Raw genomic sequence first — 22,079 nt, forward strand, 5'->3', positions numbered from 1 at the left:
TTTGGCCAATTCATCCTCACGTTATTCCGTTCTTACTGCCGCCCACTGGGGACCCATGCTGGTTGAAACCGACGGCGAAACAGTGTTTAGCTCGCGTGGTGCGCTAGCGACAAGACTGGAAAACTCCTTGCAGAGCGCGGTTCGCGACCAGGTTCACAGCAATACGCGGGTGCGATTTCCAATGGTGCGCAAAGGCTTTCTCGCGTCTCCAGAAACCCCGCAAGGCATTCGTGGGCAGGATGAATTTGTTCGTGTGAGTTGGGATGAGGCGCTGGATCTCATCCACCATCAACATAAACGTATTCGTGATGCTTATGGACCGGCGTCGATTTTTGCTGGTTCCTACGGCTGGCGTTCAAACGGTGTATTGCATAAAGCGTCAACTTTATTACAACGCTATATGGCGCTGGCAGGTGGTTATACCGGGCATTTGGGGGATTATTCGACCGGCGCGGCACAGGCGATCATGCCGTATGTCGTGGGGGGTAGCGAAGTCTATCAGCAGCAGACCAGCTGGCCGCTGGTGCTGCAACATAGCGATGTGGTGGTGCTGTGGAGTGCTAACCCTCTAAATACGCTGAAAATTGCATGGAATGCGTCCGATGAGCAGGGGCTTTCTTATTTTTCCGCATTGCGTGATAGCGGGAAAAAACTGATCTGTATTGATCCCATGCGATCGGAAACCGTCGAGTTCTTTGGCGATAAAATGGAGTGGATAGCGCCACATATGGGCACCGATGTGGCATTAATGCTGGGGATCGCCCATACGCTGGTGAAAAACGGCTGGCACGATGAGGCGTTTCTGGCGCGTTGCACCACGGGTTATGACATCTTCGCTTCTTATTTGCTGGGTGAGAACGATGGAATAGCGAAAACCGCCGAATGGGCGGCGGAGATTTGTGGCATTTCAGCGGAGAAAATTCGCGAGCTGGCGGCTATTTTCCACCAAAACACTACGATGCTGATGGCGGGATGGGGAATGCAGCGCCAGCAGTTTGGTGAGCAAAAACACTGGATGATCGTCACGCTGGCGGCAATGTTGGGGCAAATCGGCACACCCGGTGGCGGTTTTGGTCTTTCTTACCATTTTGCTAACGGCGGCAATCCGACCCGCCGCGCTGCGGTGCTCTCTTCCATGCAGAGTAGTTTGCCCGGCGGCACCGATGCGGTAGATAAAATCCCCGTAGCCCGCATTGTTGAAGCATTGGAAAATCCCGGTGGTGCATATCAACACAACGGCATGAACCGACATTTTCCAGATATTCGTTTTATCTGGTGGGCGGGTGGTGCCAACTTTACCCATCATCAGGATACCAATCGCCTGATCCGCGCCTGGCAAAAACCAGAGCTGGTGGTGATATCTGAATGCTTCTGGACGGCGGCGGCGAAACACGCCGATATTGTCCTCCCTGCAACCACCTCGTTTGAGCGTAACGATCTCACCATGACCGGAGATTACAGCAATCAGCATCTGGTGCCGATGAAACAAGTGGTGCCACCGCGTGATGAAGCACGTAATGATTTTGATGTTTTTGCTGAATTAAGCGAACGGTGGGAAAAGGGCGGTTATGCGCGATTTACGGAAGGAAAAAGTGAGCTGCAATGGCTGGAAATGTTTTATAACGTCGCCCGGCAGCGTGGGGCAAGTCAGCAGGTACAATTGCCGCCATTTGATGAATTTTGGGAAGCCAATCAGTTAATTGAGATGCCGGAAAATCCAGACAGTGAGCGGTTTATTCGCTTCGCTGATTTCTGCCGCGATCCGCAGGCTCATCCGTTAAAAACCGCCAGCGGTAAGATTGAAATATTCTCGCAGCGCATTGCGGATTATGGTTACCGGGATTGTCCGGGACATCCAACGTGGCTGGAGCCGGATGAGTGGCAGGGCAATGCCGAACCGGAACAGTTGCAGGTGCTTTCTGCTCACCCGGCACATCGTCTGCACAGTCAGCTGAATTACAGTTCTCTACGCGAATTGTATGCGGTGGCAAATCGTGAACCTGTCACCATTCACCCAGAGGATGCGCGGGCGCGCGGCATACAAGATGGTGATACAGTTCGGGTGTGGAACTCGCGCGGGCAAATCCTTGCCGGAGCAGTCATTAGCGAAGGTATTAAGCCAGGCGTGATTTGTATTCACGAAGGTGCATGGCCAGATCTGGATTTATCTGCTGGCGGCATTTGTAAAAATGGTGCGGTTAACGTGCTAACTAAAGACCTTCCCAGCTCGCGGCTGGGGAATGGCTGTGCGGGTAACACGGCGCTGGCGTGGCTGGAAAAATATAATGGCCCGGAGCTGTCGCTTACGGCGTTTGATCCGCCTGCCAATCCATAATCCAGGTAGGGAGTTGGGTTTCCTCCTGCCATGCGCAGTCGACAATATGAAACCCCTGCGCATGGTAAAAATTTATCGCCGGTTGGTTTTTTTGATAAACCTCCAGCAACAAATGGGGATGGCGCTGCTGTACATGTTGCATCAGCGCCTTACCGATACCGCGCCTGATGGCCTTCGGTGCAACGAACATTGCTGCGAGAAATCGCCCCTCCATAATGCTGACAAAACCGAGAAATTCACCATCGTCTTCCCACACCCAGTTTTGCGCGTTGGCAAGATATGCATCACGCACCAGCGGAATGCAGTCACGCCAATAGCTTGTTTCTATAAAGGGATGTCCCCAGCTTGTGCTTTCCAGCCATAACTCCAGAATCGCGGGCAGTTCCGAACGTTGCGCTTCCCGAATCATGTTTTGTTCTCCGGATGGCAACAGCAGCTAACCACATGATCATTCACCAGCCCACATGCCTGCATAAAGGAGTAACAAATCGTCGAGCCAACAAACTTAAAGCCGCGTTTTTTCAGAGCTTTGGAGAGCGCGTCGGAGGCGGGCGTTGAAGTAGGGATTTCGCTCAATGTTCTGGCTTGTGTCACTTGTGGCTGGTGGTTTACGAACGACCAGACAAAGTCGGCAAACGTTTCGCCGTTTTGCTCCATTTGCAGGTAAGCGCGCGCATTGCCGATAATGGCCTGGATTTTTCCTCGATGGCGAATAATCCCGGCATCCTGTACCAGTCTTTCGATATCGTCTTCCTCCATTGCCGCAACCTTGACGGGATCAAACTGATGAAAACAAGCGCGATAATTTTCACGTTTTTTGAGGACGGTAATCCAGGATAACCCAGCCTGTTGTCCTTCAAGGCAGATCATTTCGAACAGTTTTTTACTGTCGGTTTCAGGCACGCCCCACTCATTATCGTGGTAGGCAATATAAAGTGGATCCTGACTCACCCAGCCGCAACGTTCCATACTTTCCCTCGTTATATACCCGGTCGTAAAAATTTCACCTGCTTTTCTTGACGCATCGGTGAAAAAGTCAATATTTAATACAGGGCTAATATGCCCGATATCCTTCATACAATGACAATAATATCGCCGAATTCGGCTCTTTCCTGGAGTCGTGTTAATGATCATAAAAAAATGCGGTGGCCACTGGACGTTAAGTTTGCTGGCGAGCGTTGTAACCAGTTCTCTTTTTCTCAACACAGCTTATGCCTGGCAACAAGAATATATCGTTGATACGCAGCCTGGGCATACTACGGAGCGTTATACCTGGGATAGCGATCACCAACCTGATTACAATGATATTTTGTCGCAACGTATTCAAAGTAGCCAAAGGGCGCTGGGACTGGAAGTCAATCTGGCGGAGGATACGCCTGTGGATGTGACCAGCAGTATGAGTATGGGCTGGAATTTCCCTTTATATGAACATGTTACAACAGGCCCAGTCGCCGCATTGCATTATGATGGTACGACCAATTCGATGTATAACGAGTTTGGCGACAGCACTGCAACATTGACCGATCCGTTATGGCATGCCAGCGTCAGTACATTAGGCTGGCGTGTTGATTCCCGGCTTGGTGATTTTCGTCCCTGGGCGCAAATCAGCTATAACCAGCAATTTGGCGAGAATATCTGGAAGGCTCAATCAGGCCTGAGCCGCATGACGGCGACAAATCAGAACGGCAACTGGCTTGATGTGACGGTGGGAGCCGATATGTTGCTTAACCCACATATTGCCGCTTATGCCGCGTTATCTCAGGCAGAAAACAGCAACAATAATAATGATTATTTGTATAGCATGGGCGTTAGCGCCAGATTTTAACTTGTCATTTACAATTCAAGGCCGCGTATAACAATCATTGTGCTGATAGTGGGTACTAACTGACATAATTATTATTGCGGTGAATATCTGTCACGTCATTCATTCCTGAACTAAGGCATTTCATTCCGTTCTGATGGCATTTCATGCCGTTTTTCCCCTGGCATAAAGTGCACTTCGATATGGTTGTTGGCAGAGACCTTTCCTTTTTATTAATGCAGGAACACTGCCATGACACCTTCCAACTATCAACGTACGCGCTGGCTGACGCTTATCGGTACTATTATTACCCAGTTTGCCCTGGGGTCGGTTTATACCTGGAGCCTGTTTAACGGTGCACTTTCCGCCAAACTGGATGCACCGGTAAGCCAGGTGGCATTTTCTTTTGGCCTGTTGAGTCTGGGACTGGCAATTTCTTCTTCTGTCGCGGGAAAATTACAGGAACGTTTTGGCGTTAAACGCGTCACTATGGCTTCTGGTATTTTGCTGGGATTAGGCTTCTTCCTGACCGCGCATTCCAACAACCTGATGATGCTGTGGCTGAGTGCCGGTGTGCTGGTCGGTCTGGCAGATGGCGCGGGTTACTTGCTGACGCTCTCTAACTGCGTGAAGTGGTTCCCGGAACGTAAAGGTTTGATCTCCGCATTCGCCATTGGTTCCTATGGCCTGGGTAGCCTGGGGTTCAAATTTATCGACACGCAACTGCTGGAAACGGTCGGTCTGGAAAAAACCTTTATAATTTGGGGGGCGATTGCGCTGGTGATGATTGTTTTTGGTGCGACCTTAATGAAAGATGCGCCGAAACAGGAAGTCAAAACCCATAATGGTGTGGTGGAAAATGATTTCACTCTGGCAGAGTCGATGCGAAAACCACAATACTGGATGTTAGCGGTGATGTTCCTGACTGCCTGCATGAGCGGTCTGTATGTAATTGGGGTGGCGAAAGATATCGCCCAGAGTCTGGCACATCTTGATGCAATTTCCGCAGCCAACGCAGTGACGGTTATTTCTATTGCTAACCTTTCTGGTCGTCTGGTTCTGGGTATTCTGTCTGACAAAATCGCCCGTATTCGGGTCATCACCATTGGACAGGTAGTTTCGCTGGTGGGCATGGCGGCACTGCTGTTTGCTCCACTCAATGCGTTAACGTTCTTCGCAGCGATTGCCTGCGTGGCCTTTAACTTCGGCGGTACAATCACGGTGTTCCCGTCACTGGTCAGCGAGTTCTTTGGACTTAATAATCTGGCGAAAAACTACGGTGTAATTTACCTCGGTTTCGGTATTGGTAGTATTTGCGGCTCGATTATTGCCTCACTGTTTGGTGGTTTCTATGTGACCTTCTACGTGATTTTCGCCCTGCTGATTCTGTCTCTGGCACTTTCTACGACCATTCGCCAGCCAGGGCAGAAAGTGTTGTGTGAGGCCCACATCTAAAAAAGCATTGTAAGAAAATGAAAGGGGAGGGACGTGAGTTTCTCCCTTTTCATATTTCAGTATATAAATAGAACAATACATTCTTATTATGGATGTATTGTTCTATTTATATAAAAAATTAATATGAATATTTTCCGAAAGTGTATTTTACTAATGATGTTGTTTTTTATAACTTGTTGAAGTTGATGTATATTTTCTTTTATTTCAAAAAATAATATTTAGTAAAAATAATTTTATTTTTTAGTGCCATTTGTATAATCTGCGCCCCGTTGTGTGAACAACATTAAGCATATTTATCTATATAAATGGAGTTATTCATGAAAAAGGTTGTTTTTGCCTTGTCCGCACTGGCGTTAACTTCTGGTTCCGTATTTGCAGCGGATTCCGGTGATGGCACTGTGAAATTTACAGGTGAGATCGTCGATGCAGCTTGCGTACTGTCAGTTGATTCTCAGAATCAGGAAGTTGTACTGGGCCAGGTGCAAAAATCTGTATTTGCTGCAGTTGGTGATAAATCACCATCAAAACCTTTTGAAATCAAGCTGGAAGATTGTGATATCACCACTATGAAAAAGGCGAAAGTCAGCTTTAGTGGCGTTGGTGATACCGATAAACCTGAACTTATCTCTGTTAGCACCGAAGCAGGTGCGGCGAAAGGCGTAGGTATCGGTATTTATGATAACAGCAATACCCTGGTTGCGATGAATAGTGGTGAAGCCAGCACTGACCTGAAAAAAGGCCAGACAGTTCTTTATTTCACCGCAAACTACGTTTCTACCTTAGCTGCTGTAACTACTGGTTATGGTAATGCTCAGGTTGATTTCAATCTGTCTTACGAATAATCGTCAGTTTTACAAATGGCGGAGGCGCGTTTTCCGCCATTTGTAGTCAAACGTTCATGGATAGAATGATGAAAAAAAATTTCATTGCGTTAACTCTTCTTGCGTTAATTTCGCAGTCTGTGCTGGCAAGTGGAGTTGGGCTTAGTTCTACTCGGGTGATTTATGACGGCAATAAGAAAGAAGCATCGCTAACAGTACAGAACAAAAATAAGTCAGAAGAATTTCTTATTCAGTCCTGGGTTGATGATGCAACGGGTAGTAAAAAAACACCTTTTATTATTACACCACCGCTATTCAAACTTGAACCAGAAAAAAATAATATATTACGTATTGTAAATATAACCCCTTCCTTACCTCAGGATCGTGAATCTGTTTACTGGGTAAACGTTAAAGCGATTCCTTCTCAAAATGAAGAAAGTGAAGGGAAGAATGTATTGCAGATTGCAGTTCGTACTCGCATTAAACTCTTTTATCGCCCAGCGGGACTGAAAGGGGATATTAAATCCGCGCCAGGTGAACTACGTTTTACGCGAAATGGTAAACAGATAAAAGTTGACAATCCAACTGTTTTTAATATCACTTTCAGTGATGTGTTTATTGACGGACACGAAATTGAAAAATCCGGGATGGTGCCAGCAAAAGGGGCGTTGAATATCAATTTGCCGACAGGCATGAGCAATGCTTCGCAAATAAAATATAACACAATTAATGATTTTGGCTCTTCAGGTGATTATCTGATTCGCAAAATTAATTAATAGTTTTCAGGAGAACCAACTTAATGTCATGGAAGGTCGTCTCGCGCACTTACACATCTCTGCCCTTTTCTTTTTCTGTATTAGCGCTCACGGTTGCAGGCTCTTTTTCTGCGGCTGCCGGAAAGTTTAATCCACGCTTTCTGGAAGATACCGCAGGAATCAACCAGCATGTTGACCTTTCCATGTACGAAACTGATCGTAGTGCGCAATTGCCTGGTACATACCGCGTTTCTTTAATCGTCAATGAACAAAAAATGGAAACGCGAACTCTGGAGTTTAAAGCGGCAACGGAATCCCAACGAAAGGAGATGGGAGAATTTCTCATACCTTGTTTAAGCCGGACACAACTGGCTGATATGGGCGTTCGTGTAGACAGCTTCTCGGCTCTTAATCTCGAACCAGCAGAAGCCTGCGTGGCGTTTGACGAAATTATCCCTCAAGCGACCAGTCATTTTGATTTTAGTGAACAGAAACTGGTAATGAGTTTCCCTCAGGCGGCAATGCAGCAGGTAGCTCGCGGCACTGTACCTGAATCTCTCTGGGATGATGGCGTACCCGCTTTACTGCTTGATTACAGCTTCAGCGGTAGCAATAGTTCTCATGATATAAAAAGCTATAATCGCTACGTCGATGAAGAGGGTAATCATCAGGATAAAAACGAAACGAGTCAGACGAGTGATAGCTACTACCTCAGTATGCGTAGCGGACTTAACCTTGGAGCATGGCGTCTACGAAATTACAGTAACTGGAGCTATAGCAATGGTGAGAAGCAGTGGGACAATATTGGCACCTATGTAACACGGGCCATTGTTCCGCTGAAAGCGCAACTGACATTGGGTGATACAGCCACACCTTCAGATATTTTTGACAGTGTGCAGATGCGTGGAGCATTACTGGCCTCTGATGAAGAAATGCTGCCAGACAGCCAACGTGGTTTTGCTCCGGTAGTACGAGGGATAGCGAAAAGTAACGCGGAAGTCAGTATTGAACAAAATGGTTACGTGATTTATCGGGCATTTGTTCAGCCAGGTGCGTTTGAAATTAACGATTTATACCCCACAGCGAACAGCGGTGATTTAACCGTAATTGTTAAAGAAGCTGATGGTAGTGAACAGAGATTTATTCAGCCATTCTCTTCAGTAGCTATTTTCCAGCGTGAAGGGCATCTCAAATACAGCCTTTCCGCTGGTGAATACCGTGCTGGTAATTACGATAGCGCCAACCCACGCTTTGGTCAGTTTAATGCGATGTATGGTTTACCGTTTGGTATGACCACCTATGGTGGTGCATTAATTTCTAAGGATTACAATGCATTTGCTCTGGGGTTGGGAAAAAACTTTGGCTCTATTGGTGCAATATCGGTTGATATTACTCAGGCAAAAAGCACATTAAATAATAATGAAACCGATCAGGGACAATCGTACCGCTTTCTTTATTCAAAAAGCTTTGCCAGCGGCACAGATTTCCGTTTATTGGGTTACAAGTATTCTACCAGTGGTTTTTATACCTTCCAGGAAGCAACAGATGTGCGTAGCGGTGCTGACAGCGATTACGGCCGTTACCATAAGCGTAGTGAAATTCAGGGTAATTTGACACAGCAATTGGGCACCTATGGGTCGGTTTATTTCAATATGACCCAGCAGGATTACTGGAATGACGACGGTAAGCGCCTTTCTTTGGCAACCGGGTATAATGGTCGTATTGGGCGTGTTAATTACAGTATTGCTTACAGTTGGAATAAAAGCCCTGAATGGGATGAAAACGACCAGTTATGGTCATTTAATATTTCTATTCCGTTTGGTCGGGCATGGAGCAACTACCGCGTGACAACCGATCAGGATGGCCGTACGACACAACAGCTTGGCGTCAATGGCACTCTGTTAGAAGATCGCAATCTTAGCTATAACGTTCAGGAAGGGTATTCCAGTAATGGCGTTGGTAATAGTGGAAATGCCAGTTTGGCGTACCAGGGCAGCGCCGGTAATATCAGTGTGGGTTACAGTTATGGTAAAGACTACCAGCAGACTAACTACAGCCTGCGTGGGGGCATTGTAGCACACAGTGAAGGGATCACGCTTTCCCAACCTTTGGGTGAAACAATTGCTATAGTTTCAGCACCAGGTGCCCGGGGAGCGAAAGTACTAAATAATAGTGGTGTGAGTGTTGACTGGCAAGGTAATGCGGTAGTTCCTTATTTGAGTATCTACCGTGAAAATGATGTGTCCATTCGCAGTGAAACGTTGAATGACAGTGTTGATATGAACAGCGCATTCCAGACAGTTGTGCCAACTCGAGGAGCTGTTGTACGGGCGCATTTCGATACCCGTGTGGGTTATCGAGTTCTTATGACATTAATTCGGCAAAATGGAGTGAGCGTCCCCTTTGGTGCAACTGCAACGCTGGTTTCAGATACAACTGAACAGATTAGCGGTATTGTTGGTGAAGATGGGCAGTTATATATCAGTGGGATGCCTAAAACAGGGAATGTGAAGATCGTATGGGGTAAAGATACTTCACAACAATGCGTTGCGAAATATGAACTACCGGTTGAGGAAAAAATTTCCGGTATTATTTCCGTGACAGCAAATTGTCAATAAACAAGGAGGTATAACATGATAAAAATATTAAAGCTATTTATTGTCTGGAGCATATTGTTTACGGCCAATAATGTTATGGCTGCAGATTGGGGACCCTGTACATCTACATCTGGGGTACATGACTACCCAGTAAATTTTGATATTAAAATAGCAGATTCCAGTAAAAATACTGCAGGTACAGAATTAAAACTTATTTATTCATGGAATGGGGTTGGGCAACCCTTTAGCTTTATTTGTGAATGCCCTGATACCTATAAAACTGAAAAAGACACATATGTTAAAGTTGAGAGTGGATTACCGACTAAAACACGAAAAATAGATAGTGAGCAATACTACCAGTTGACACCCGAACTGGAAGTGATGACCATGATTCAAGGTCCAAGCGTGTTGTTCCGCGTTCCGGAGGCCAATGCGCAGGTTCCCAATTTAAATAATGCTTCTCAAGACTGTAAAGGCAATAATCTGGGGCAATTTGGCAGTAATGGCTATCTGTCATTTTATATAGCAAAGCCTGTCCAGGGCGAGGTGGAAATTCCCTACACACTTATTGCAACAATGTATGCCTCAAAGAAAAAAAATACATACAGGGATCCACTTTCTACGGTCAGTATTGCAGGAAAATTGACATTTACACAAGGCTGTAAAATTGACGCCGGTACGGTATTGGATGTCCCCTTCGGCGAGTATCCATCTTCGGCGTTTAAAAATAAAAAAGGAACCATTCCAGTTGGAGGAACTGAAAAAGAGATTAACCTCCAGTTCGATTGTGAAAATATTACCAATGGCATTCAGGTATCTCTAAGGATTGAAGGAAACACAAGTCAGGCTGACGAGCGTGCCATCGATATGGGTAACCCAGACATTGGTGTGTTGGTTATGGATCCAAACGGCAATGTCTTAAAGCCTAACGATACCAACAGTAGTGTTAACTTAAACCTCGGTCCGATCGATTCCCAACAACATCGCGATGCAACAATTAAACTGAAAGCAGCACCAATCAGCACGACCGGAAATGCTCCAGCGGCAGGGCAATATAGTGGGGTTGCAACAATCTTTCTGGATATGGATTAGTCATCATGTGGAGAAATAGTATACGTTGCCTGTTACCCTTTTTAGCTCTGGCATATTTTCCCGGTGCTGAAGCCAAAATAAGCCTCGGTGAAGCAGGAAAACTGACGTTTTCTCTTTCAGTCGTGGCCAAAGGGTGTGAGTTTGAAGCCGCTGATTTAGAAGTTAACATGGGGAAAATGATGTTGATGAAGCCAGTCACGGTCGGAAGAGTTTTAAACGAAAAAAACTTCATAATCGAATTAAAAGATTGTGACGGAATATCAAAAGCTAAAGTAACAATGGACGGCCTTCCTGACACCAATGATAACTCTCTTTTTGCTCTGGATGCCGGAGGCGCAACGGGAATAGCCCTGCAAATTGTTGACGGAAAGGGCACAAAACAGATTCCGAAAGTCGCTGGTGGAACGGCGATAGAGTGGCCAATAAATGGTACAACAACCCAACTTAACTACAAAGCGAGCTATGTCGTTGTAAACGCCAATGCAACGTCTGGACATGCAAACGCCATGGTCAATTTCTCCGTGGAGTATGAATAACCAGTTTCGGACTTTTGGCAGAAAAAGAGGAGATTACTCCTCTTTTTTACAAGAACAGTTAATTATTGGTCTGCATTCTGACTTGCTTTTTGTAAATATCTGTAGCTAAAACTCACTTCATTGCCACTTTTCCTTCTCTCTGTGGTCTACTTAACGACATGAGCAGAAGATAGCTTTCACTACTCCTGCATTTTTTCCTGATACTCCTACTGCAAAAACGGAGTGCTGGATATTTTTTCCCCTTTATCCCAGGGTTTGTTTGCATGAGATACATCAAAACGATAACGCAGCAAAAGCTAAGCTTTTTGCTCGCTGCCTATATTGGTTTGTTTATGAATTGCGCAGTCTATTTCCGTCGGTTTGACGGTTACGCGCATAACTTCACTTTTCTTAATGGCGTTTCGGCGGTTATCGAACTGGCAGGGACGGTTCTGGCAACCTTCTTCTTTTTACGCTTAATTTCACTCTTTGGCAGAACGGCCTGGAAAGTACTGGCTTCATTGCTGGTGCTGATTTCTGCCGGAGCCAGCTACTACATGACATTTATGAATGTCATGATTGGCTACGGGATTGTCGCTTCGGTGATGACCACCGACATTGACCTGTCGAAAGAAGTGGTTGGCTGGACGCTTATCGCATGGGTTGTACTGGTGAGTATTATCCCGTTGCTATTTATCTGGATGAACCGCTCACAAGACACCTTCTGGCGTCAGCTTTGTACCCCGAAAACACGCTGGCGTAGCGCGCTTACTGTGCTGTTAGCGGGCTTGCTGGTATGGGGGCCAATACGTCTGATGGATGTAGCGCAAAAGCGTGCCGATCGCATGGCTGGGGTGGATATGCCTAGTTATGGCGGGGTGTTGGCGAACTCCTATTTACCCTCGAACTGGCTTTCTGCGTTGGGGCTGTATGCCTGGGCGCAAGTGGATGAATCTTCAGACAATCGTTCGCTGATGAACCCGGCGAAAAAATTCACCTATACCCCGACGCAAAATCTCGACGACACCTATGTGATTTTCATTATTGGTGAAACCACGCGTTGGGATCATATGGGGATGCTGGGTTACGAGCGTGATACCACGCCGAAGCTGGCGAAAGAGAAAAATCTGGTGATGTACCGTGGTTATTCTTGCGATACCGCGACTAAATTATCACTACGCTGTATGTTTGTGCGTGAAGGTGGAACGGAAGATAACCCTCAACGTACGCTCAAAGAGCAGAACGTATTTGCGGTTCTCAAGCAGTTGGGGTTTAGCTCTGATTTGTACGCCATGCAGAGCGAGATGTGGTTCTACAGCAATACCATGGCTGACAACATTGCCTACCGTGAGCAAATCGCGGCTGAGCCACGTAACCGTGGGAAAGCGGTAGACGACATGTTGCTGGTTAATGAAATTGAACGTTCTCTGGAGAAAAAACCAGAAGGTAAGCATCTGATTGTGCTGCATACCAAAGGGTCACATTACAACTATACTCAGCGTTATCCACGTGAGTTTGCCCAGTGGAAGCCAGAGTGTTATGCAATTGATCGCAAATGTCCAAGAGCGCCGATGATTAACTCATACGATAACTCCATCACCTACGTAGATCATTTTATCGATACAGTGATCGACAAATTCCGCGATAAGAAGGCCATTATTTTCTATGCAGCGGACCACGGTGAGTCAATTAACGAGCGTGAGCACTTGCATGGTACACCACGCGAATATGCACCACCGGAGCAGTTCCGCGTGCCGATGATGGTCTGGATGTCAGATAAATATCTGGAAAATCCGACCAATGCGCAGGCATTCGCGCAGTTGAAAAAAGAAGCCGATATGAAAGTGCCGCGCCGTCACGTAGAGCTGTACGACACCATCATGGGCTGTCTTGGCTATACTTCACCGGATGGTGGAATTAACGAAAATAACAACTGGTGCCACATCCCACAGGCGAAGGCTGTTGCGGCTAACTAAGCGGCCTGCTGACTTTCTCGCCGATCAAAAGGCATTTTGCTATTAAGGGATTGACGAGGGCGTATCTGCGCAGTAAGATGCGCCCCGCATTCGGTGATTGGCGCAGCCTGGTAGCGCACTTCGTTCGGGACGAAGGGGTCGGAGGTTCGAATCCTCTATCACCGACCAATTTAGAAAAACCAGCCTACGGGCTGGTTTTTTGCTTTCTGCGGTCTGAAGAGGATGAGAACCTCCGGGGGCAGTGAGGTTCGACTCGACGTAGGCCTGATAAGACGCGCCAGCGTCGCATCAGGCAAATGTGCCGGCCCATTGTCGGATGCGGCGTGAAGGCCTTATCCCCCCACACCACACATTTCCCTGCTAAATTTGCGCCCCACATCTCACTATCCATTAACGGATTTGTGACAGAATCCATTGTCTTTTTTTATATTTGCTTAAATCTTTTTTTGCGTTACTTATGGCTGGCGCTGGCATTTTCTGCTGTGCGTTTTAGCGTTCATGGTATTAATCGCTCAGATATCCACCTTTTCCTCAGATTTTTTTCATTAAAAGCATAAAACTTAATCACCAATTGTTGCGAAATATTAAGCTGATTGTTCTGGTTATGTTGGAGTAGCACAAATTTCTCTGCTGCAAATAGAGGTCCAAACTTTTTTTAATCTTTGTTTGTGGATTCTCACCGTTGGTGTAAATCCCGGTTGGCTGTATTGACGTTTTCACATTCTGTTGACAGATTGTAGGTCACGAGGGGCATTTTATGGAGGATCCGCACTGTTACACTGATGTTAATTAGTACGGCATCCCCACCTCATAACGTTGACCCGACCGGGCAAAAAACAAAAAAGGTCAGGCAGCGACAACCCACTGCAAAGGGTTAAAACAACAAACATCACAATTGGAGCAGAATAATGCGTATTTCCTTGAAAAAGTCAGGGATGCTGAAGCTTGGTCTCAGCCTGGTGGCTATGACCGTCGCAGCAAGTGTTCAGGCTAAAACTCTGGTTTATTGCTCAGAAGGTTCGCCAGAAGGGTTTAACCCGCAGCTGTTTACCTCCGGCACCACCTATGATGCCTCTTCCGTACCGCTTTATAACCGCCTGGTTGAATTTAAAATCGGCACCACCGAAGTGATCCCGGGCCTTGCTGAAAAGTGGGAAGTCAGCGAAGACGGTAAAACCTATACCTTCCATCTGCGTAAAGGTGTGAAGTGGCACGACAACAAAGAATTCAAACCGACGCGCGAACTGAACGCCGATGACGTGGTGTTCTCGTTCGATCGTCAGAAAAACGCGCAAAACCCGTACCATAAAGTTTCTGGCGGCAGCTACGAATACTTCGAAGGCATGGGCTTACCGGAGCTGATCAGCGAAGTGAAAAAGGTGGACGATAACACCGTTCAGTTCGTGCTGACTCGCCCGGAAGCGCCGTTCCTCGCTGACCTGGCAATGGACTTCGCCTCTATTCTGTCAAAAGAATATGCTGACGCGATGATGAAAGCCGGTACGCCGGAAAAACTGGACCTCAACCCCATCGGCACAGGCCCGTTCCAGTTACAGCAGTACCAGAAAGATTCCCGTATTCGCTACAAAGCGTTTGATGGCTACTGGGGCACCAAACCGCAGATCGATACGCTGGTCTTCTCTATTACTCCTGACGCTTCCGTGCGTTACGCTAAATTGCAGAAGAACGAATGCCAGGTGATGCCGTACCCGAACCCGGCAGATATTGCCCGCATGAAGCAGGATAAATCCATCAACCTGATGGAGATGCCGGGGCTGAACGTCGGTTATCTCTCGTATAACGTGCAGAAAAAACCACTGGATGATGTGAAAGTTCGCCAGGCTCTGACCTACGCGGTGAACAAAGACGCGATCATCAAAGCGGTTTATCAGGGCGCGGGCGTAGCAGCGAAAAACCTGATCCCGCCAACCATGTGGGGCTATAACGACGACGTTCAGGATTACACCTATGATCCTGAAAAAGCGAAAGCGTTGCTGAAAGAAGCCGGTCTGGAAAAAGGTTTCTCTATCGACCTGTGGGCGATGCCAGTACAGCGTCCGTATAACCCGAATGCTCGCCGCATGGCGGAGATGATTCAGGCGGACTGGGCGAAAGTGGGCGTACAGGCCAAAATCGTCACTTACGAATGGGGCGAGTACCTCAAGCGTGCGAAAGATGGCGAGCACCAGACGGTAATGATGGGCTGGACTGGCGATAACGGGGATCCGGATAACTTCTTCGCCACCCTCTTCAGTTGCGCCGCCTCTGAACAAGGTTCCAACTACTCAAAATGGTGCTACAAACCGTTTGAAGATCTGATTCAACCGGCGCGTGCCACCGACGACCACAACAAGCGTGTTGAACTGTACAAACAAGCACAGGTCGTGATGCACGATCAGGCTCCGGCACTGATCATCGCTCACTCCACCGTGTTTGAACCGGTACGCAAAGAAGTTAAAGGCTATGTGGTTGATCCATTAGGCAAACATCACTTCGAAAACGTCTCTATCGAATAATTAAAAGCCATACCCGGTGGTGCTGTGCCTCTGCGCACAGCGCCATCCGGCAGCAATACTTCATTCCCTGTCAGACAAGGGCGGGAATTGATTTGTGAGCAATACAGACACGCAGTTCCAGGCTGCGGGTCACTATAGAGAATCCGGGTTATGTTGCAGTTTATTCTCCGACGTTTGGGACTCGTCATCCCCACGTTTATCGGTATTACCCTTCTCACCTTTGCCTTTGTCCACATGATCCCGGGCGATCCGGTGATGATCATGGCGGGCGAACGTGGGATCTCCCCAGAGCGTCACGCGCAATTGCTGGCTGAACTCGGTTTAGATAAACCGATGTGGCAGCAGTACCTCCATTATATTTGGGGCGTTATGCACGGCGATTTAGGCATTTCGATGAAAAGCCGCATCCCGGTTTGGGAAGAGTTCGTGCCGCGCTTCCAGGCAACGCTGGAACTTGGTGTCTGCGCGATGATTTTTGCTACGGCAGTTGGCATTCCGGTCGGTGTACTGGCAGCGGTTAAACGCGGTTCCATTTTCGATCACACGGCGGTTGGTCTGGCACTGACCGGTTACTCAATGCCAATCTTCTGGTGGGGCATGATGCTGATCATGCTGGTTTCGGTGCACTGGAACCTGACGCCGGTCTCCGGTCGCGTGAGCGACATGGTGTTCCTTGATGATTCCAATCCGTTAACCGGTTTTATGTTGATCGACACCGCCATCTGGGGTGAAGACGGCAACTTTATCGACGCCGTCGCGCATATGATCTTACCTGCGATGGTGCTGGGCACAATTCCGCTGGCGGTTATCGTTCGTATGACGCGCTCCTCGATGCTGGAAGTGCTGGGCGAGGATTACATCCGCACCGCGCGTGCCAAGGGATTGACCCGGATGCGGGTGATTATCGTCCATGCGTTGCGTAACGCCATGCTGCCGGTGGTAACCGTTATTGGCCTACAGGTCGGGACGCTGCTGGCGGGGGCGATTCTGACCGAAACCATCTTCTCGTGGCCCGGTCTGGGGCGCTGGTTGATTGACGCGCTGCAACGCCGCGATTATCCGGTGGTGCAGGGCGGCGTATTGCTGGTGGCGACGATGATTATCCTCGTCAACCTGCTGGTTGATCTGCTGTACGGCGTGGTGAACCCGCGTATTCGTCATAAGAAGTAAGGGGATATCATGTCACAGGTTACTGAAAATAAAGTAATTAGCGCACCGGTACCGATGACCCCTTTACAGGAGTTCTGGCACTATTTTAAACGTAACAAAGGCGCGGTCGTCGGACTGGTTTATGTCGTCATCGTGCTGTTTATCGCGATCTTTGCCAACTGGATTGCACCCTATAACCCGGCGGAACAGTTCCGCGATGCGCTGCTCGCCCCGCCAGCCTGGCAGGAAGGCGGCAGCATGGCGCACTTGCTGGGCACTGATGACGTCGGTCGTGATGTGATGTCGCGCCTGATGTACGGCGCACGCTTGTCGCTGTTGGTCGGCTGTCTGGTGGTGGTGTTATCGCTGATTATGGGCGTTATTCTCGGCCTGATCGCCGGCTACTTCGGCGGCCTGGTCGATAACATCATCATGCGCGTGGTCGATATCATGCTGGCGCTGCCAAGCCTGCTGCTGGCGCTGGTGCTGGTGGCTATCTTCGGCCCGTCGATTGGTAACGCCGCGCTGGCGCTGACCTTCGTTGCCTTGCCGCACTATGTCCGCTTAACTCGCGCCGCCGTGCTGGTGGAGGTGAACCGCGACTACGTGACAGCTTCCCGCGTGGCGGGAGCCGGGGCGCTGCGGCAGATGTTTATCAATATTCTTCCCAACTGCCTTGCGCCGCTGATTGTCCAGGCGTCGCTCGGTTTCTCTAACGCCATTCTCGATATGGCTGCTCTTGGTTTCCTCGGCATGGGGGCGCAACCGCCAACGCCGGAGTGGGGCACCATGCTCTCTGACGTGTTGCAGTTCGCGCAAAGCGCCTGGTGGGTCGTGACCTTCCCTGGTCTGGCGATCCTGCTGACGGTGCTGGCATTTAACCTGATGGGTGACGGTCTGCGTGACGCGCTCGATCCCAAACTGAAGCAGTAAGAGGTTCGAGATGGCGTTATTAAATATAGATAAATTATCGGTGCATTTCGGTGACGAAAGCGCACCATTCCGCGCCGTAGACCGCATCAGCTACAGCGTGAAACAGGGCGAAGTGGTCGGGATTGTGGGGGAATCCGGTTCGGGTAAATCGGTCAGTTCACTGGCGATTATGGGGCTGATTGATTATCCGGGTCGCGTGATGGCGGAAAAGCTGGAATTTAACGGCCAGGATTTGCAGCGTATCTCGGAAAAAGAGCGCCGCAATCTGGTGGGTGCCGAAGTAGCGATGATCTTCCAGGACCCGATGACCAGTCTCAACCCGTGCTACACCGTGGGTTTCCAGATTATGGAAGCGATTAAGGTGCATCAGGGCGGTAACAAAAGTACCCGCCGTCAGCGGGCAATTGACCTGCTGAATCAGGTCGGCATTCCCGATCCGGCGTCGCGTCTGGATGTTTACCCGCATCAGCTTTCCGGCGGCATGAGCCAGCGTGTAATGATCGCGATGGCAATTGCCTGTCGGCCAAAACTGCTGATTGCGGATGAACCGACCACCGCGCTGGACGTGACCATTCAGGCGCAAATCATCGAACTGCTGCTGGAGCTACAGCAGAAAGAAAACATGGCGCTGGTGTTGATCACCCATGACCTGGCGCTGGTGGCGGAAGCGGCACATAAAATCATCGTGATGTATGCAGGTCAGGTGGTGGAAACGGGCGATGCTCACGCCATCTTCCGTGCGCCGCGTCATCCGTATACTCAGGCATTGCTGCGTGCGCTGCCGGAATTTGCTCAGGACAAAGAACGTCTGGCGTCGTTGCCTGGCGTCGTTCCCGGCAAGTACGACCGCCCGAACGGCTGCCTGCTTAATCCGCGCTGCCCCTACGCGACGGACAAATGCCGCGCCGAAGAACCGGCGCTGAATATGCTCGCTGACGGGCGTCAGTCCAAATGCCATTACCCACTTGATGATGCCGGGAGGCCCACACTATGAGTACGCATGAGGCCACCTCGCAACAGCCATTGTTGCAGGCAATTGACCTGAAAAAACATTATCCGGTGAAGAAAGGCATGTTTGCACCGGAACGTCTGGTGAAGGCGCTGGATGGCGTTTCATTTACCCTTGAACGCGGCAAAACGCTGGCGGTGGTAGGGGAATCCGGCTGCGGTAAATCGACGCTTGGTCGGCTGCTGACGATGATTGAAACGCCCACCGGCGGTGAGCTGTATTACCAGGGGCAGGATCTGCTCAAGCACGATCCGCAGGCGCAGAAGCTGCGTCGGCAGAAAATCCAGATCGTCTTCCAGAACCCCTACGGTTCGCTGAATCCGCGTAAGAAAGTCGGGCAAATTCTTGAAGAGCCGCTACTGATCAACACCAGTTTAAGCAAAGAACAGCGCCGGGAAAAAGCCCTGTCGATGATGGCGAAAGTCGGCCTGAAAACCGAGCACTACGACCGCTATCCGCACATGTTTTCCGGCGGTCAACGCCAGCGTATCGCCATCGCCCGTGGTCTGATGCTCGACCCGGACGTGGTGATTGCCGATGAGCCGGTTTCCGCGCTGGACGTCTCGGTGCGTGCGCAGGTGCTCAACCTGATGATGGATTTGCAGCAGGAGTTGGGGCTGTCTTATGTATTCATCTCGCACGACCTGTCGGTGGTGGAGCACATCGCTGATGAAGTGATGGTGATGTACCTGGGGCGCTGCGTGGAGAAGGGGACGAAGGACCAAATCTTCAATAACCCGCGCCATCCGTACACCCAGGCGCTGCTCTCCGCGACGCCACGCCTGAATCCGGACGACCGCCGCGAGCGCATTAAGCTTACCGGTGAACTGCCAAGCCCGCTGAATCCACCGCCGGGGTGCGCCTTCAACGCCCGCTGCCGTCGACGCTTCGGCCCCTGCACCCAGTTGCAGCCGCAGCTAAAAGACTACGGCGGTCAACTGGTCGCTTGTTTTGCTGTTGATCAGGATGAAAATCCGCAGCGTTAACTCACAAAACCGGGGCCATGCGCTCCGGTTTACTCAATCAGCTTCAACAGTGGCGACAAGCATAGCAAAATGCCGTACAGCAGAATCAGCCAGGCTTTAAATCCGCGAAGTTTTTCCAGTTGTGCGACTTTATAGATCAGGAAAAACGGAATGAGGCACGACACAATGCCATACAACGGACTTCCCATCTGAAAGAACACCAGCACCGATACGCGAAACGAAACCCAAATCGTCAACGTAATGACGATAAAAGCGCAGATCGCCAGAGTCAGCACGCGTGAGTTAATTTTCTTGGTATCAATAATTCGGCTTAACAGATTGAGAATAATGCCTTTAATGGCCTCGTGGAAACCGAGGTAAATGCCAAAGAATGCGGTCAGTACGGCAAAGATATTCAGCACAGTAGAGGTGATATGAATGATATGCCCAGGGATCACCTGCGCCGCCAGTGCCAGTGCCGAGATATTTTGTTCAAAGGCAGAAACGGCTTCTTCGTGGCTAATTGAGAAGGTAAACGAAAAGGCAAAAAACAGGATCACCGCGATGAGCGTGATATAACTAATCCGGTGGGTACGCAGCGCGAGCCGAGTTGCCAGTACTTTATCCGCTTCCCGTTTACGATAGGCAATATTCATCGGGTTAAGCACCTGAATAAATACCGCAGAAAAGAAGCAAAAAGGAATAGTAAGCAGAACGTCGCGGAAGAAGACGGAGGCTTGTGGGAACGCGGTTATATTGGCGAAATTCCAGTGCGGGATCATCGCAAAACCGAACACGACAATAATCCCTACTTTGACCACCACCATTGGCCCAGAAATCTTAAACAGTAATCGTTCACCACCAGACGCAATCGCCACCAGTACGGCGAAAATGGCGACTTTATAAAATAGAGATTGAGAAAGATCGGCATCGGTTAAACCGAAGGTTTTCAGGTACGAGGCGCTGTCGAAAACTACGGAGAGGGAATAGATAAAAATCCCGTGGATAATCATCAAAAAGTAGATAACGCCGAGAAATATTCCCCAGTTCTTCCCCAGGTAATGACTGATAATATCGGTGTAGTCATTACAGGAATCGCTTTCAGAAAGGGTTTTTAAATAAATGTCCTGCACTACCCAGGTGGCAGGATAAGCAATGATCGCTGCGGTAATAAATACCCAAATTCCCTTCAAGCCAATTTGTACTGGCATCAGCACGGTTCCGGCACCAATCGCCATGCCTATGCATAATAAAACCCAGCCGAAGTCGTAGCGTGTAAACGGCAATTTCTGATCGTGTTTCGGTAGTGTGTTGTGCTGCATAAAGTCCTGTCCAGAAAGAAGTCGGCCTCGCAAAAATGAATAAACCCAGTTTCTCTTGCGCAACAGGTGGAGAAGTCGAATACGCAGTATGTAAAAAATGAGGCAACAGATTCACTGGGGAGGTCGCGAGGAGGCGCAATTCTACAAAATTGCGCATTTCACTACCAGTCTGGAGTCAGCTCGGATATGAACTGCAACTATTGCAAATAAAGAAATTAAGCTGGAAGGCATCACGCAATGAGGAAGATTGCCGGGTGCTGACAGTAAAAAGCAATCGTAAAATCAGCGGCAAGCCGGAAGGGTTCCGGTGAGGCGCAATGTTGCGGGGGCTTTATCCCTGGTGGCATTGGTTGCTGGAGAGAGAAAACCCCCGCACGTTGCAGGTATGCACCTGACAACATCACGGGGGCCATTCTTGAACCTGAACAACTCAAGAATAGCCGCGAAACGTTGTCATTACAACACAGGCGGCTATATGACGCTCGCGCAGTTAGGCGTGGCCTTCTGGCACGATTTAGCGGCTCCGGTCATTGCTGGCATTCTCGCCAGCCTGATCGTGAGCTGGCTGAATAAGCGGAAGTAACGTGCCATGCGGGCGTCAGGCTGCCGTAATGGCAATTTGCGCCCGGACCAGGCCGCAGGGGGAAACTCTGCGGCCTTTTTCGTAAGAAAAATGCAACGGCTGCAAGCCGGTAATATTGTGCGGAACGCGCAGCACAGAGTGAAGAAGTGATGGATTTCGAAGCGGAAAAACAGTCGTAGAATCAGCGGCAAGCCGGAAGATTCCGGTGAGGCGCAATGTTGCGGGGGCTTTATCCCTGGTGGCATTGGTTGCTGG

The 22,079-nt window shown here is 49.1% G+C and carries 19 protein-coding genes and 1 tRNA gene; 16 read left to right on the forward strand and 4 right to left on the reverse strand.

The features are described from left to right. Position 1: 1 nt before the first annotated feature. Positions 2–2,335, forward strand: a complete 2,334-nt coding sequence (bisC, locus tag HEM79_RS19450) for a biotin sulfoxide reductase (RefSeq protein WP_176241928.1) — start codon at positions 2–4, stop codon at positions 2,333–2,335. Here bisC and HEM79_RS19455 read toward each other — a convergent pair. Further along, on the reverse strand, positions 2,304–2,744 hold the full coding sequence (locus HEM79_RS19455; RefSeq protein WP_176241929.1) for an N-acetyltransferase: 441 nt from the start codon (positions 2,742–2,744) through the stop codon (positions 2,304–2,306). The two genes, bisC and HEM79_RS19455, sit on opposite strands and share 32 nt — an antisense overlap. After that, a complete protein-coding gene (gene tag, locus HEM79_RS19460; RefSeq protein WP_176241930.1) occupies positions 2,741–3,304 on the reverse strand; it encodes a DNA-3-methyladenine glycosylase I in 564 nt (187 codons plus the stop codon). Before tag ends, HEM79_RS19455 begins: the two co-directional genes overlap by 4 nt. Positions 3,305–3,461: 157 nt before the next feature. On the opposite strand from tag, the gene HEM79_RS19465 reads away from it, so the two are divergent. The 14 genes from HEM79_RS19465 to dppF all read left to right on the forward strand — a co-directional run bounded on the left by HEM79_RS19465 (position 3,462) and on the right by dppF (position 19,940). Further along, complete coding sequence (locus tag HEM79_RS19465) at positions 3,462–4,160, forward strand: autotransporter outer membrane beta-barrel domain-containing protein (RefSeq protein WP_016160033.1); 699 nt, start codon at positions 3,462–3,464, stop codon at positions 4,158–4,160. Positions 4,161–4,388: 228 nt separating this feature from the next. Further along, a complete protein-coding gene (locus tag HEM79_RS19470; RefSeq protein WP_176241931.1) occupies positions 4,389–5,591 on the forward strand; it encodes an L-lactate MFS transporter in 1,203 nt (400 codons plus the stop codon). 317 nt (positions 5,592–5,908) lie between these two features. Next, positions 5,909–6,433 carry a long polar fimbrial major subunit LpfA gene (lpfA, locus tag HEM79_RS19475; RefSeq protein ID WP_176241932.1) on the forward strand — a complete coding sequence of 175 codons (525 nt, stop codon included), beginning with the start codon at positions 5,909–5,911 and terminating at the stop codon, positions 6,431–6,433. 68 nt (positions 6,434–6,501) lie between these two features. Next, the gene (gene lpfB, locus HEM79_RS19480) at positions 6,502–7,188 is read left to right on the forward strand and encodes a long polar fimbrial biogenesis chaperone LpfB (RefSeq protein ID WP_176241941.1); all 687 of its coding nucleotides are present in this window, start codon (positions 6,502–6,504) and stop codon (positions 7,186–7,188) included. A gap of 23 nt (positions 7,189–7,211) precedes the next feature. Further along, complete coding sequence (gene lpfC, locus HEM79_RS19485; protein ID WP_176241933.1) at positions 7,212–9,785, forward strand: outer membrane usher protein LpfC; 2,574 nt, start codon at positions 7,212–7,214, stop codon at positions 9,783–9,785. A gap of 15 nt (positions 9,786–9,800) precedes the next feature. Next, the gene (locus HEM79_RS19490) at positions 9,801–10,856 is read left to right on the forward strand and encodes a fimbrial protein (protein WP_176241934.1); all 1,056 of its coding nucleotides are present in this window, start codon (positions 9,801–9,803) and stop codon (positions 10,854–10,856) included. Positions 10,857–10,861: 5 nt separating this feature from the next. Then, positions 10,862–11,392, forward strand: a complete 531-nt coding sequence (gene lpfE, locus HEM79_RS19495) for a long polar fimbrial protein LpfE (protein WP_176241935.1) — start codon at positions 10,862–10,864, stop codon at positions 11,390–11,392. A 263-nt stretch (positions 11,393–11,655) separates the two neighbouring features. Further along, positions 11,656–13,347, forward strand: a complete 1,692-nt coding sequence (gene eptB / locus HEM79_RS19500) for a kdo(2)-lipid A phosphoethanolamine 7''-transferase (RefSeq protein ID WP_176241936.1) — start codon at positions 11,656–11,658, stop codon at positions 13,345–13,347. 91 nt (positions 13,348–13,438) lie between these two features. Next, positions 13,439–13,515: transfer RNA gene (locus HEM79_RS19505), tRNA-Pro, on the forward strand. 740 nt (positions 13,516–14,255) lie between these two features. After that, positions 14,256–15,863, forward strand: coding sequence for a dipeptide ABC transporter substrate-binding protein DppA (gene dppA / locus HEM79_RS19510; RefSeq protein WP_001222876.1), 1,608 nt, complete (start codon positions 14,256–14,258; stop codon positions 15,861–15,863). A 150-nt stretch (positions 15,864–16,013) separates the two neighbouring features. Further along, positions 16,014–17,033 (forward strand): dipeptide ABC transporter permease DppB, encoded by a 1,020-nt coding sequence (gene dppB / locus HEM79_RS19515; RefSeq protein ID WP_000938857.1) that lies wholly within the window; start codon positions 16,014–16,016, stop codon positions 17,031–17,033. Positions 17,034–17,042: 9 nt separating this feature from the next. After that, entirely contained in the window at positions 17,043–17,945 is a 903-nt protein-coding gene (dppC, locus tag HEM79_RS19520; RefSeq protein WP_130258811.1) for a dipeptide ABC transporter permease DppC, read from the forward strand. 10 nt (positions 17,946–17,955) lie between these two features. Beyond that, positions 17,956–18,939, forward strand: a complete 984-nt coding sequence (gene dppD / locus HEM79_RS19525; RefSeq protein ID WP_001196445.1) for a dipeptide ABC transporter ATP-binding protein — start codon at positions 17,956–17,958, stop codon at positions 18,937–18,939. Continuing rightward, positions 18,936–19,940, forward strand: a complete 1,005-nt coding sequence (gene dppF, locus HEM79_RS19530; protein ID WP_176241937.1) for a dipeptide ABC transporter ATP-binding subunit DppF — start codon at positions 18,936–18,938, stop codon at positions 19,938–19,940. The genes dppD and dppF overlap by 4 nt, the downstream gene beginning before the upstream one ends. Before the next feature lie 29 nt (positions 19,941–19,969). On the opposite strand, the gene HEM79_RS19535 is transcribed toward dppF, so the two are convergent. After that, on the reverse strand, positions 19,970–21,241 hold the full coding sequence (locus HEM79_RS19535; protein WP_176241938.1) for an aromatic amino acid transport family protein: 1,272 nt from the start codon (positions 21,239–21,241) through the stop codon (positions 19,970–19,972). 475 nt (positions 21,242–21,716) lie between these two features. On the opposite strand from HEM79_RS19535, the gene HEM79_RS19540 reads away from it, so the two are divergent. Beyond that, positions 21,717–21,824 carry a type I toxin-antitoxin system toxin Ldr family protein gene (locus HEM79_RS19540; protein WP_176241942.1) on the forward strand — a complete coding sequence of 36 codons (108 nt, stop codon included), beginning with the start codon at positions 21,717–21,719 and terminating at the stop codon, positions 21,822–21,824. Between the two features lie 15 nt (positions 21,825–21,839). Here the strand turns inward: HEM79_RS19540 and HEM79_RS22505 are convergent. Continuing rightward, positions 21,840–22,079, reverse strand: a 240-nt coding sequence (locus tag HEM79_RS22505; RefSeq protein WP_207105871.1) for a hypothetical protein, incomplete at its 5' end; no start/stop codon positions are given.

This window comes from Escherichia sp. 93.0816 (assembly GCF_013368855.2).
GTDB classification, from domain to species: Bacteria; Pseudomonadota; Gammaproteobacteria; order Enterobacterales; family Enterobacteriaceae; genus Escherichia; species Escherichia ruysiae.

Bases quoted from the DNA above. Each gene is read 5' to 3' on its own strand.
- lpfC (WP_176241933.1), top strand. From the start codon at position 7,212: ATGTCATGGAAGGTCGTCTCGCGCACTTACACATCTCTGCCCTTTTCT.
- dppB (WP_000938857.1), top strand. From the start codon at position 16,014: ATGTTGCAGTTTATTCTCCGACGTTTGGGACTCGTCATCCCCACGTTT.
- dppD (WP_001196445.1), top strand. From the start codon at position 17,956: ATGGCGTTATTAAATATAGATAAATTATCGGTGCATTTCGGTGACGAA.
- HEM79_RS19455 (WP_176241929.1), bottom strand. From the start codon at position 2,744: ATGATTCGGGAAGCGCAACGTTCGGAACTGCCCGCGATTCTGGAGTTA.
- tag (WP_176241930.1), bottom strand. From the start codon at position 3,304: ATGGAACGTTGCGGCTGGGTGAGTCAGGATCCACTTTATATTGCCTAC.
- dppA (WP_001222876.1), top strand. From the start codon at position 14,256: ATGCGTATTTCCTTGAAAAAGTCAGGGATGCTGAAGCTTGGTCTCAGC.
- dppF (WP_176241937.1), top strand. From the start codon at position 18,936: ATGAGTACGCATGAGGCCACCTCGCAACAGCCATTGTTGCAGGCAATT.
- HEM79_RS19540 (WP_176241942.1), top strand. From the start codon at position 21,717: ATGACGCTCGCGCAGTTAGGCGTGGCCTTCTGGCACGATTTAGCGGCT.
- eptB (WP_176241936.1), top strand. From the start codon at position 11,656: ATGAGATACATCAAAACGATAACGCAGCAAAAGCTAAGCTTTTTGCTC.
- HEM79_RS19465 (WP_016160033.1), top strand. From the start codon at position 3,462: ATGATCATAAAAAAATGCGGTGGCCACTGGACGTTAAGTTTGCTGGCG.
- lpfE (WP_176241935.1), top strand. From the start codon at position 10,862: ATGTGGAGAAATAGTATACGTTGCCTGTTACCCTTTTTAGCTCTGGCA.
- HEM79_RS19535 (WP_176241938.1), bottom strand. From the start codon at position 21,241: ATGCAGCACAACACACTACCGAAACACGATCAGAAATTGCCGTTTACA.
- HEM79_RS19470 (WP_176241931.1), top strand. From the start codon at position 4,389: ATGACACCTTCCAACTATCAACGTACGCGCTGGCTGACGCTTATCGGT.
- dppC (WP_130258811.1), top strand. From the start codon at position 17,043: ATGTCACAGGTTACTGAAAATAAAGTAATTAGCGCACCGGTACCGATG.
- HEM79_RS19490 (WP_176241934.1), top strand. From the start codon at position 9,801: ATGATAAAAATATTAAAGCTATTTATTGTCTGGAGCATATTGTTTACG.
- lpfA (WP_176241932.1), top strand. From the start codon at position 5,909: ATGAAAAAGGTTGTTTTTGCCTTGTCCGCACTGGCGTTAACTTCTGGT.
- lpfB (WP_176241941.1), top strand. From the start codon at position 6,502: ATGAAAAAAAATTTCATTGCGTTAACTCTTCTTGCGTTAATTTCGCAG.